This window comes from Paenibacillus sp. MER 99-2 (genome assembly GCF_023714095.1).
Taxonomy (GTDB): Bacteria; Bacillota; Bacilli; order Paenibacillales; family Paenibacillaceae; genus Paenibacillus.
Window position 1 is genome coordinate 521,305 of the sequence record NZ_JAMAUZ010000002.1, and the last position, 13,206, is coordinate 534,510.

Consider the following 13,206-nt stretch of genomic DNA (forward strand, 5'->3'; position numbering starts at 1 on the left):
GAATACAACGAACGGGCTTGTTCGTCCCGTAGTTCAGTCCTCTTTTCCAGCTATATAGGATAATACCTCTTCAGCAACATGTTCCGGCTCCTGTTCACCCTCATTAGAGAAGGCTCCCCCCGAATCGTTACTCCATTCGAGCTCATTCATGCGACGTTCTAGCAGATCCTGTTGATTAAGCATATGTGCATGCGCTGTAAGAGCCTCAATTCCCTTAACAGTAAGAATGTATTTCCCCCGGGATAATCGTTCGAACCAGCCGTAATAATTTTTCTGCAGAATCGATGCGGTCGAACCGACTCCTGTTTGTTTCACTATCATAGCTGGCGAAGCTTCACCTTCGTTCCTTAATGCAGCAGCAACACGTAATGCTTTTTCGCGGTAAGCTGTAATCAAGGGTTGGCGTGTGCTCCCCCCTGTATTGTAATCCCCGGTACGTTCATCGAATTCCTTTAGAAGCCGCTGTCGTCTTACTCCGCCTTTACGAGAAGCTGAGGGGAGCGCATGATTTAGTGTGAGCGGTTCGCAGAGGACGTCAATCAGAGGCGATTTGGTTTTGTAGAACGTAACAGCGATCAAGCCAAGTCCCAGTTTAGTGCAGACTGCGGTCAGTTCACTCCAGCGCTGATTTACCGCGCCTCGTTTGCTTCGATTACGCTCTACAGCCAAATATACGTTTGGACTTAGTTTTAATCGCTGCATCCCTTGTAGAAGGAGTGACAGGTTGAAGGACTTCTTCATCTCCACAATTAGAGGCACGTCTTCATCAGCCCTGATGCCAACCAGATCACAATGTTTGACTTCAGCTCTCACGGTGTACCCCCGCTTCTCGAAGAATGCTTTTACAGGTGGATATAATTCGGTTTCGTATTGTATGGCCATCCTCGCCGTTCCTTTCCAAAGAAGATCCTTTGCCTTACTAAGTGCTGTCCGGTTTCCTGAATTAGAACCTTTATTATAGCATATTCGTTCTTTTTTTTCTGAGGGTCAAGATGTCTGATAGAACAAGGAAAGGGTAAAATTAAGACCTGAGAATTGAAAAAAAGAGGTCAACTTATCCAATTTGCCGCATAGGTATGTAATACACTTTTCACAACAATATCAGACGTTTGGACAGAGGGTGGCGGGACTAATCCGGACCGCAGATGGGTATTCAAGCAGGAGCCGCAATTCTATTGATTTCTTCATACCATTCGGAATGGTTGACAATCACACTAAAGGAGCCATGGGAGGTACCAAGCATGAATATTTTTGAACGCGTTGCGGAACATCGGGCAGAGAGTGACCGTTTGTCATGGAACGGAACATTTGAGGATTACATCGCACTGCTGAGAGAAGATCCGACTCCGGCAATGACGGCTCACGCACGAGTATATCAGATGATTGAATCGTTCGGCGTGGAAGAAGTGGGTGGACAAAAACGATACAAGTTTTTTGAACAAGAGATTTTTGGCTTGGATCGTTCCATTGAGAAGCTAGTTGAAGAATACTTCCATTCAGCAGCACGCCGATTGGATGTACGTAAACGGATATTATTACTTATGGGACCCGTTAGCGGAGGGAAATCTACGCTGGTGACGTTACTGAAACGTGGCTTGGAGAAGTTCTCCCGTACAGAAAAGGGTGCAGTGTACGCCATTGAGGGATGCCCAATGCATGAGGAGCCTTTACATCTCATTCCACTGGAGCTTCGTCCAGAAGTAGAGAAGGAAATAGGTGTTCGAATTGAAGGCAACCTATGCCCTTCCTGCCAAATGAGGCTTCGTACAGAATATGGTGGAGATATTAGCCGCGTGAAGGTGGAACGAGTCGTCATTTCGGAAGATAACCGGGTGGGGATCGGAACCTTCAGTCCATCTGATCCGAAATCTCAGGATATCGCAGACCTCACAGGAAGCATCGATTTCTCCACCATTACCGAGTTCGGTTCCGAGTCTGACCCGCGTGCTTATCGATTCGATGGGGAATTAAATAAAGCGAACCGGGGGCTCATGGAGTTTCAGGAGATGCTGAAATGTGATGAGAAATTCCTCTGGAATTTGTTATCGTTAACGCAAGAGGGTAACTTCAAGGCCGGACGATTTGCATTGATCAGTGCAGATGAAATGATTGTTGCACATACGAATGAATCAGAGTACAAATCGTTTATTTCCAACAAAAAGAACGAGGCTCTGCAATCCCGGATGATTGTAATGCCGATACCTTACAATCTGAAGGTGTCTGAGGAAGAGAAAATTTATGAGAAACTGATTCAACAGAGTGACATGAAGCATGTTCACATTGCGCCGCATGCTCTGCGAACAGCAGCCATTTTCTCCATACTTACCCGTTTGAAAGAAACGAAGAAACAAGGCATGGATCTGGTTAAGAAAATGCGGATGTATGATGGCGAGGAAGTTGAAGGATACAAGGAAGCGGATCTGCGTGAAATGCAAAATGAGTATTTGGATGAAGGGATGTCGGGAATCGATCCGAGGTACGTCATCAACCGGATATCCAGTGCTCTGATTAAGCAAAATCTTCAGTGCATTAACGCGCTGGATATTCTGCGAGCGATCAAGGACGGTCTGGATCAGCATGCTTCCATCTCCAAAGAAGAGCGTGAGCGTTATCTGAACTTTATCGCTCTGGCTCGCAAAGAATACGACGAGCTTGCCAAGAAAGAAGTACAAAAAGCGTTTGTTTACTCATTCGAGGAATCTGCAAAAACATTGTTTGAGAACTACCTTGATAATATTGAAGCTTTCTGCAACTGGTCCAAAATTCGAGATCCATTAACAGATGAGGAGATGGATCCGGATGAGCGCTTGATGCGTTCGATTGAGGAGCAGATTGGGATTTCCGAAAATGCGAAAAAAGCGTTCCGGGAAGAGATTTTGATCCGAATCTCGGCATACTCCCGCAAGGAGCGCAAGTTCGAATATAGCAGTCATGATCGACTGCGTGAAGCGATTGAGAAAAAGCTGTTTGCTGATCTGAAAGACATTGTCAAGATTACGACTTCAACGAAAACTCCGGATGCGACGCAGTTAAAACGAATGAACGAAGTCATTAAGCGATTAATCGAGGAACATGGCTACACTGCGGCGAGTGCCAATGAGTTATTGCGCTATGTGGGCAGTTTATTGAATCGCTGACCGAATATCAGACCATTCCGGATCAGGCTCTTAATGCCTGCTGTGAGGCTCCTTCACGGCAGGATTGAGAGCCTTTTTACATGATTTACGTAGAAATGAAGTGAGTTTAATCACAATTCAGTACAAATTTATGACAAAATAGTTCTAATGGTTTATGAAAAGGTAGGCCATTTAGTCTATAATCTATACAATATTTAGAAATTAAAGTTTTTTATAGTACGTGTTCAAAAAGATCGGTTTTCAGTACCGAGAAGATGGGATGAAGCTAGAAATGCAGTAGCGGAGCGTAGGCAAACTACGTGAGCAACTACATGTTTCCCAAGGAAACAAGCTGCGTAAGCATCCACTTATTTCGGCTGAATTCCATATTCGATGTTGAGATGCCGCTCGCGCATCATTCGTAATCAAAAGCGGACTTTTTGAACAACCTCTTATAGCTTATTAAGGAGTCGATTACATCACTATGAGTATTGCAGCAGGAAGACAGAAACAACTCGATTATATTGGACTAACAAGCAAGGATTTGCAGTTACTTGCCGCTCACCGGCCTGTTTTTGAGAAAGTAGTCAATGAAGTTGTTGATCACTTTTACAGACATGTAGGCAACTATCCTGAACTGGTGGATCTGATTGCTCGATTCTCGAACATTGACCGATTAAAAGAAACACAACGCATGTATTGGTTATCGATGACAAATGGTGTCGTGGATGACGCCTATATTCATCAACGCATTGAGATTGGGCTGGTACACTCACGAATTGGATTGTCTGAAGATTATTATTTAGGTACATATATGGTCTATCTCGATATTGCGACAACCATTTTCCAGCAGGTCATTCCAGAGTCATGGCATCCCATCATTCAGGCACTTAGCAAAATGTTCAATCTGGATTCTCAGCTTGTACTGGAAGCCTATGAGAAAAAAGAAAAAGAAAAGCTGCATCATCTCGCTGCGGATCAACAAAATACGTTGCTGGCGATTACGCAAATTACACAACAGTTGACAGGTATGATCACTGAACTGAATGAAAATGCACGAGCGATCTCCGATGTAGCTATGCAGACGGCAGCTTCCCAGGATCAAGCACATAAATTGCTGGAAGAGTTAACGGGAGAGATTAATCAGATCGGTAAGATGGGAGAACTGATCCGTGAAATTTCAGATCAGAGTCACCTTGTAGGATTGAATGCAGCAATTGAAGCTGCACATGCCGGGGAGTTCGGTCGGGGCTTCGAGGTGGTTGCGAGTGAGGTGCGTAAGCTTGCAGCGAGTTCTCGCGATGCGCAAGGTAAGATTCAGGCTAATCTAGAACAGATTATGAAGAAGCTCAGCCATGTACAGAAAGAATCAGAACATACATCACAGGGGGCACAGAGTCAAGCATCCCGTTCTCAGGAGCTGGCTGTATTCGCCACAACGATGGAGCAATTGGCAGTAGATCTGCAGAAACTGGATCATTAAGTTGTAGATAATACACCTGTTGGAACCGGTATTACCGTTTCTGGCTGTTTTGAGCTATAATGGGTAGACAAACCTGCCGATGCGTTAGCGAAAGCAGTCGGAGACAGGGGATTTATAAGAGGTTGAGGTGATCAGATGGCTTCTATCCATGATGTGGCCAAAGAAGCGGGCGTATCTGTTGCAACCGTTTCCAAAGTGCTGAATGACTATCCGGATGTAAGTGATAAAACTAGAAAAAAAGTCAATATAGCCATCGAACTATTAAAATATCAACCGAATGTGGTCGCACGTGGATTAGTTAAACGTCGCTCTTGGACAGTAGGTGTTCTCTTAACCGTTCCGTTTACCAATCCATTTGTATCGGAATTACTGGAAGGGATCAAAACAGCGCTGGAGAACAGTGGATATGATCTTGTTCGTTTATCTACACGTTTCGATGACCCTGGCTACTCATTCATCAAGCATTGTCGTAGCCGTAATGTGGATGGTGTTGTTGTATTTGGCGAAGGAAGGGAAAACCAAAGTATTCAAGAACTGATTCATGCAGAGATTCCAACGATGTTTGTGGACACCGATTTGTTTGGCAAACGAGCTGGATATATCACAACAGATAACGCGAATGCTATCGGCATGAGTGTTAAACATTTAGTTGAGCTCGGGCATCGCCGGATCGCATATATTTCGGGTACATTAGGATCGGCGGTAGCGAATCTAAGGCTGGACGGGTACAAAGAAGGACTGCGCCTCTGTGATATCCCATATTCGACCATCTATTTGGAGGAATGTGATTATTCATTTGATGGTGGGGGTAAGGCGGCAAGAAGACTATTAGCCCTGAAGGATCATCCTACTGGCATTGTCTGTGCTTCAGACATGTCTGCATTTGGAGCGATTCAAGAAATTGAACGGCATGGTCTGCGTGTACCTGAGGATATATCGGTTATTGGCTTTGACAATACATACTATGCGCAGGTGTTTAAGCCTGGACTAACGACCATTAATCAAAATATATATTCAATTGGAATTAAGTCGATTGAGTATCTGATTGCAATGGTCGAGAATCCAGACTATACCCCCCCGGTAGTTACGGAGCCTTCCAATCTAGTTATTCGTCATACAACAGCACCTGTGCCTGAATAGGTGGCAATATTAACAAAGAGAGGACAGCCAATGGCTGTTCTTTTTTTGTGCTTGGCAATGGTCATGGTAATCAAAATGAAAGACGATAGATATGGAAATAAGTGTTGATTTTCGTGTGTAGGACGTTTAGACTATATACATCAATATTAAACGGATTTCAGATGTGCATATAGCTAGGGATACGTGATGTATCCGCTCGCTGGAGTTTGTGGTTACAAGTTAAATGAAGTGAAGGGAGTGCCTGTCACCGGGACAGAGCACTCGCTTCTTTTTTTACTTTTAACATACATACAAGACATTTGCCGGTTGAAAGGAAAGACGGAGTGGAGCACATACATGGAACGTACAACTCGGAACTTGTTATTTTATCTTACATTATTGCAGCAGTAGCTTCGTACGCAGCACTTGATCTTGCAGGGCGGGTAAGCTTGGCTAAGGGGATGCCAAGAAACGTATGGCTCACCTGTGGTGCAATGTCGATGGGACTAGGGATTTGGTCGATGCATTTTGTTGGCATGTTGGCCTTCACCCTCCCAATGAACGTTTCCTATTCAACGGGTGGAGTCACACTTTCAGTTCTGCTTGCCATCGTTGCATCTGGTGTGGCTCTGCATATCGCGGGTAGAGAGTCTGTGTCGATGAGACAAATCATTGTCGCGGGCTTGCTTATGACTGTTGGGATTAGCAGTATGCATTATGTGGGAATGGCGGCAATGTCCGCATCAATTACGTATGAGATATCTAAGGTGATTTTATCCATATTGATTGCAGCTGGGGCTTCCTTTGCCGCATTGTGGCTTATGTTTTTTTTCAGGCATCGACATTCACGGTTTACATGGGTGTATAAACTGGGTAGTGGACTCATCATGGCAATCGGTATTACGGGAATGCACTACACGGGGATGTCTGCTGCGCAATTTCATAATGGGCATGTCATGGGAAAACACCCTGGAATGCAGATGAACCCCGACATGCTCGCATATCTAATTGCGGCGGGTACGTTTGTTACATTGGGCTTTACCTTATTCGGTATTTTCTTCAATCAACGTCTCTCTCAAAAAGACCAGCGTATCCATGAGAATGAACAATGGTACCAAGCGCTGTATCATAACCATTCGGATGCTATTATATCTGTGGATCGAGAAGGCTACGTCAAAGGCATTAATGCTGCAGTTACTCGTATAACAGGATTTGAAGAGCAATATGTGATTAATCGACGCATTGATCATACTCTCGATAATGTTGAGATTTATTGGCAAAACGATATTCAGCAAGTGGCTTGGGCAGATGGTTTTCTGGATCAGCACAACTACAACGCAACGATGAGAGTCGTGGATGGCCGATTGCGTGACTTGCATATTAGTGTTGTGCCTGTGATGATCGAAGGTAAACATATGGGGAGTCATATTTTGATCAAGGATGTCACAGAGGAGAAGCAGGCACAGGAGGATATTCTTTATCAAGCTCTGCATGATTCACTTACAGGGTTACCCAACCGGCGAAAGCTGGATGATGTACTGGCGGCAACTTTGGCATCCTCTGAGTTAACAGGTAATAAATTCGCGGTTATGGTGATGGATATCGATCGTTTCAAAATGATTAATGATTCGCTGGGGCACTCCATCGGAGATATCTTCTTGCAAGAGGTTAGTGTTCGGATCATGGATGCGATGCAAGCCTGGGATGCCAAAGCCGAGGATAATGTTATGTTGGCTCGTATGGGCGGGGATGAATTCACATTAGTTGTCGCTAATGATCAGAGAAACGAGATTGGCGTGGCTGAGCTTGCAGAGCGAATCGTCAATGCAATTCAATTACCATATCGTCTTAAAGAGAATGACTTCTATGTTACCGCAAGTATTGGTATTGCGATGTACCCCGATCATGGGACGGAAGCGGATAGTTTATTGAAACATGCAGATACCGCTATGTATGAAGTGAAGAAAAACGGTAAGAACGGCTTTCAGTTCTATACAACCCAACTCGATTCAGAGTTATACGAGCGAATTGAGCTCGAAGGATATTTACGTAAAGCGTTGGAGCGCGATGAGATGCTGCTGTATTACCAGCCTCAGATTCGAACGGAGGACAGCCGGATGATTGGTGTGGAAGCTCTTATTCGCTGGAACCATCCACAGAAAGGCATTCTGGCACCCAATGTCTTCATTCCACTCGCGGAGGAGACAGGCATGATCTATGCGATTGGGAACTGGACGCTAAGGGAAGCCTGCAGACAGATGAAACAATGGCATGAGGCTGGTGGGCCGCTCATTCCGGTCTCGGTTAACTTATCAAGCTTGCAGTTCCACCAGACTAACCTGTTAGAGCAGGTGCAACATGCACTGCTTGAAACCGGGCTGGAAGCCAAATATCTGGAGCTGGAGATTACAGAGAGCATGATGATGGACGCTTCTGTATCTGCGGACATTCTTAATGAACTTACCTCGCTCGGCGTGAAGATTAGCCTTGATGATTTTGGTACAGGCTACAGCTCGCTCAGTTATTTGAAGCATTATCCGATCCATAAGCTGAAGATTGATCGCTCGTTTGTCACCGATATTACGGAGAATCGGAGTGATCAGGCAATTGTCGCGACGATTATTTCAATGGCTCAGCATTTGAAGATGGAAGTTATTGCGGAAGGCATTGAGACCAAGGGGCAGCTGGATATCTTAATGGAGAATGACTGCAAAGAGATTCAGGGTTACTATTTCAGTCGTCCTCTGCCAGCTCAAGAGGTTGAAGATCACTTTTTCGTTCCACTGCGGTTAGAAGAGCAATCTTAAAATTAATTCATGCCAAGCGGCAAGTCCCCGTCATTCTACAGGGACTTGCCGCTTTATTTGTTAAACATACATATTAGATTACATAAGAAACTGAATCATTAAATCCATTCGGATTCATCGAGCCATTCAAGTGAGGATATCTCAGAGAAACTTGCGATGATGCTTCTTGCCATCATAGGTGAACCAGATTGGTTTTTCTTCCACACGGGTTTCCAGATGCACTGTGCGTCCCCACAGCTTGTAGAGATAAGGAAGGGTGCGCTCCATATATTTAAGATCCAGCTCGATGCCTTCATATTGATGTTTGAGGACAAGCTCGCCGGTTCGCAAATAGTCTGCGTCTTGAACAACGAGATAAGGAGAGCCGCCGTTCACGCGTGAGAATACAAGTTGATCCCGTATGTTCTCCCAAGACTTGTCGGTAATTTTCCAGTCTGGGCCCTTTTTCTCAAATACATATAAGTCAAGGTCTTCCGTTAATTGTTTGGTCATGTAATTGCGGATAAACGAGGTGTCTGAATCGAATTCGCGAACCTCGAACATTTTGGCACCACCCATACCCGGTTTGCGTCCCAAACGCTCCTGTTCATCCTTCGATGGATGATCCCATCTACGCTCAATATCCTCAAATATTTTCAGTCCCAGATAATATGGATTCAGGCTTTGTTTGGACGGCTGCACGACAGAGGAATTCAGCTTGGCGAATTCAATGGTATCTTCACTACTTAGATCCAATTCACGTATAATGCGTTGATGCCAGTATGAAGCCCAGCCTTCGTTGAGCTAAGGTTCCCTTGTAAAAGTTTATTTATTTTATGAGAAAGTGAGTTAAACTTCTTGGAAGTATTATTTCCTTTGATGTATAATATTTCTATTAATAAGGGCATGTAGTTCATGTAAGTGACCCTCATGACTCCAACAAGGGGAGAATAATATGATAGTAACTAGATACACATCCAAAAAGTCTGCCAATAATCAGGCTACTTGTTATTTCTGTGGAACAACCCTAAAAGAATATATTGAAAATTTACCAGCAGATTTTATGGAATATGACATTCAAAGAGGTATAGTTACCAATGTATACTTAGACAGAATCGTTGAAACTGTTTTAAACAAGGATCACATCCCACCAATCACTATTGTTACTGAAAGTATCGACAATGATGTTGAAGAAAATAACAGAATGATTATACAAGAATTTAAAATTCTTGATGGTCTCCAGAGAACATTTAGACTAAAAATTTTGTGGGATACAGTTCTATATCTTGAGCATCTTCTTATGGATTATCCAACGTTAGCTGAGTTTTCAAAACTAGAGCTATCTCGTAAGTTTGGCAGGGAACTTAAAGAAATTTCTTCATCAACACTAGTGTTAGAGCGTCTAATAAGCAGTGAGAAAGATATGCACGAAATCAAGGATTGTTTCAATGAAATTCAGTGGATTGAGATTTGGGAAGGACTTAGTCCACATCAGGAAATTGAAAAAATGTTACTATTAAATGCAGGTCATAAACAAGTTTCCTTAAAACATCAATTAGAATTACTGTTTTTAAATCTAGTGTCATATTTTGATGATATTAAGAAGGAGTATCCAGAATTTACATTACTTAGAGAGAAAGAGATTAGCTCAATAAGTTTCAGTAAGGGACGTAAAAAATGGGAGTTTCATTTTTCACACTTAATTACTGCATGTTTGGCATTTTTAGAAAAAGACACTATTACCGCAAATGCATCTTTAATTAAAGGAATTCAGGATGAAAAACTTAAGAATGGTGAATTTGTAGGTATAATATCTTACGAACTCTTAGTTGAACTGATTAACTTTTTAATGAAATTTGATACATATCTTGAAAAAAAGTATACGTTGGATGAAGGTATTCAATGGGTTTCTCGCGATACAGTGACAATAGGATTATTTGCAGCGTTAGGTAAATACTCAGAGGATATTAAAGTAAATAATCCTCAAGATGTTTTCAATCAATTTCTCGTTTCGCTTACATCAAGTAACGATAGTGATGTACTAAACATCAAAGATTATAATAGGGAACGAGCTAACATCAATTTGAGTAAAGTTAATGTAGGGGAATATACAAAAAATGCAGTATATTTGGGGGTATACAATTATCTAGAAAATAAACAGCCAATTATATGGTCGGAATGTTTTAGGAGTGTAGAACATGCAAATAACTGACACATCGAAGAAAGCTATAGAGATTTACTATGATAAGTTGGAATCTTTAATTAATTCTGTTATCGCTGAGTATGAACAAAACTTTGAACGTGAAAAAATTACAGAACTAGATAATTATATTGCTGTGTTAAACGATAGCTTAGACACTGTTAAGGATAAAAGAGCTAGAGAAGAACTTGATTGTGAACTTGATGTGATTTATGGAATTTTTAATAAGCTTAAAGATGATTACCCTGCAATATTGAAGGAAGCAATACATTACTTTAGAATGATGTTTGCGCTACTCTCAAAAATTTCTACACTTGACATCAGTGTAGTTCCTTTAATCCCTTTAATTGAAGAAGATATGTTTAAACTTGTACCATTTGACACTTCTTTTGAAAAATTTTACTTCAGTCCAGAAGATACAAGGAAGGCCATTATTGTATTTTCACTTAATGATTTATCTGGAATAAGTGATTTCTTAAATAAATTTAATGTTGAATTATTATTTCATTTACTTGATAAGTTGAGTTCTACTAATTTTGATAGCGGGACTCAGAAATATTTATTAATTGCTAAGGATAGTTCAGAAAATACAGGTAGCCTAAAATCGTTTATGAATTTGTATGAGGTTTCGGTAGGTAAAGAGATTCATAATGCATATAGATATGATCAAATTCCATTAATAAGATCTGATGTTGAATGGGATTATTTAAAAGGTTATCAACAATTTGATGATACAATTTATATTTTAAGCGAGTACAACTACCAAAAAAATATTATTGATAAATACTTAAAACTTTATCAAGTTATTGAGAACTTTATGTTTAGAGAGCCTATTTGTTCTCTTGTAAACTTAAATGGTGAGGTTATGTTTTCAATAAGGGATTTTCAAAATTTATATAAACGTGTTATGGAGAATGAGCTAGGCGCACTAAAAAAGTTTATGAAGTTAGCATTAAAACTGACATATAAAGAAACAGCTTCTTCCAAATTTAAAGACATAGTGTATTTAAGTTGGACAAAATTGATTGATACACCTGATAAAATTGCTGAAATAAATGGAGCCCTTCGGAAACTGGGATATAACGAAAATCACTCAGAAAATATAAATATCGGAAATATCCAGGATTTCTTCTCAGAGGTGATTTATAAGCTTAGAAATTGTATTGTTCATAATAAAGAAACGGAATTCCATTTGACTTATGGAAATTTTTCTGATTATCCTGCTATTGCAAGATTATTAGAAGAATTTTTAATTGTTTGCTTAGAAGAACTTGTATTTAACATGTTAATTAATAAAAGTCAATTAATATCTTATAATCATCCAAATATTAGGCTTTTTTAGGTGAGTTTAAAATATTTACCGATTATTCGAATGTATTTTTTATATTGCTAGATTATGAGCTACTATTTCAATTTTACGTGATGGTGATTATAAACCTGTCAAGTAGACAGCGTGTGAATGAGAAAAATTAATTACGGAGATTTCCTAGTATTATACTGGGGAATTTCCGTTTGTTTTTTAAATTTGATTTGGTTGTAGAACAATATGTATTCACTCACTTGGTGTTTAGTTCCTGCTTTGTTTTTCTCCTTATTCAAGTATATTTTCTCGGTTTTCAAATGAGAGAAGAGGGAATCTTTGATAAAAGAACTATTTAGACTTTTCTACGCATAGAGTGAATTCCTAGCATGCCGTTTCAGTTTACGGTTAAGGGCTTCTAGGTATATTGAAAGCCTTGGTTGTTTGCAGGATTGCACCATTCAAGTCTACGTGCTAACGAGGTCTATCCAGCGTGATCATGAACCAAGGCTAGGAGATTTTATTTAAGAATGATGCCAAACTACAATTTTTGTTATTGTATCAATTCTGAGTGGCAGAGGGATACAGATAAAATGTACTCTAGTACAAATATAGGAAAGGTAGGTAAGGTCGATGACTACTCATCGTTCCTGGCTTATCTGCCCGAAACCAGTGCACAAGCCGATTTAAGTTCACCATAGAGGTATGTTTTCAAATAATCTAAGTTTCTTTCGGATCACATAACAGATACCTTATTGTTTCGTTATCGTTACACCGTTTTGTAGTTGAATCCATGGCTCTTCCTCCGTAAAGTGAACGAATTTGAAAATAGTAAAAATAAGGATGCAGCAAGGGATGGCAAGATAATGCGATTCTACTTCATATTTCTTATGTTTACGCTCGTTTACCACTGATTTGTTTATTTCCCCCACCTGTATAACCTGAGCCTGAAACCGCAACTAAATACAAGATTCAAACAAGACCATGGCGTGATCGCAGATTCTCAATGACTTAAAATCTGGCAGCCGTTACTTGCTACTACTTATTTAGATAATATAAGTACATCAATGCACTCTCTTAAGTACCGATGGTATTACTGTATCGTGGATCGATACATTGTATCCCAAAAATTGTTGGACAAAGAGGAGAGTTATATAATCACTTCATTTAAGCATACTTCCATGAAGTGTAATCTTAGATAT

Annotated in this window: 7 protein-coding genes and 1 pseudogene; 6 read left to right on the forward strand and 2 right to left on the reverse strand. The window is 40.9% G+C overall.

Annotation, left to right across the window (positions count from 1 at the left end):
- Positions 1-33: 33 nt before the first annotated feature.
- Positions 34-882 (reverse strand): DUF2161 domain-containing phosphodiesterase, encoded by an 849-nt coding sequence (locus M3636_RS13365; RefSeq protein WP_251382848.1) that lies wholly within the window; start codon positions 880-882, stop codon positions 34-36.
- 359 nt (positions 883-1,241) lie between these two features.
- Here M3636_RS13365 and M3636_RS13370 point away from each other — a divergent pair, with 359 nt between their 5' ends.
- The 4 genes from M3636_RS13370 (at position 1,242) to M3636_RS13385 (ending at position 8,525) form a co-directional block, all read left to right on the forward strand.
- Positions 1,242-3,137 carry a PrkA family serine protein kinase gene (locus tag M3636_RS13370; RefSeq protein WP_128101113.1) on the forward strand — a complete coding sequence of 632 codons (1,896 nt, stop codon included), beginning with the start codon at positions 1,242-1,244 and terminating at the stop codon, positions 3,135-3,137.
- A 463-nt stretch (positions 3,138-3,600) separates the two neighbouring features.
- Positions 3,601-4,599: a globin-coupled sensor protein gene (locus tag M3636_RS13375; protein WP_251382849.1), complete on the forward strand. Its 999-nt coding sequence runs from the start codon at positions 3,601-3,603 to the stop codon at positions 4,597-4,599.
- A gap of 135 nt (positions 4,600-4,734) precedes the next feature.
- Complete coding sequence (locus tag M3636_RS13380) at positions 4,735-5,739, forward strand: LacI family DNA-binding transcriptional regulator (RefSeq protein ID WP_145409583.1); 1,005 nt, start codon at positions 4,735-4,737, stop codon at positions 5,737-5,739.
- Positions 5,740-6,062: 323 nt separating this feature from the next.
- Positions 6,063-8,525, forward strand: a complete 2,463-nt coding sequence (locus M3636_RS13385; RefSeq protein ID WP_251382850.1) for an EAL domain-containing protein — start codon at positions 6,063-6,065, stop codon at positions 8,523-8,525.
- A 141-nt stretch (positions 8,526-8,666) separates the two neighbouring features.
- Here M3636_RS13385 and M3636_RS13390 read toward each other — a convergent pair.
- Positions 8,667-9,308, reverse strand: a pseudogene (locus tag M3636_RS13390) (SpoVR family protein); the annotation flags it as partial.
- 151 nt (positions 9,309-9,459) lie between these two features.
- Between M3636_RS13390 and M3636_RS13395 the strand changes: the two are divergent.
- Both M3636_RS13395 and M3636_RS13400 read left to right on the forward strand, forming a co-directional pair.
- Positions 9,460-10,716: a hypothetical protein gene (locus tag M3636_RS13395; RefSeq protein WP_251382851.1), complete on the forward strand. Its 1,257-nt coding sequence runs from the start codon at positions 9,460-9,462 to the stop codon at positions 10,714-10,716.
- Positions 10,703-12,046 carry a hypothetical protein gene (locus M3636_RS13400; protein WP_251382852.1) on the forward strand — a complete coding sequence of 448 codons (1,344 nt, stop codon included), beginning with the start codon at positions 10,703-10,705 and terminating at the stop codon, positions 12,044-12,046. The genes M3636_RS13395 and M3636_RS13400 overlap by 14 nt, the downstream gene beginning before the upstream one ends.
- Positions 12,047-13,206: the final 1,160 nt, after the last annotated feature.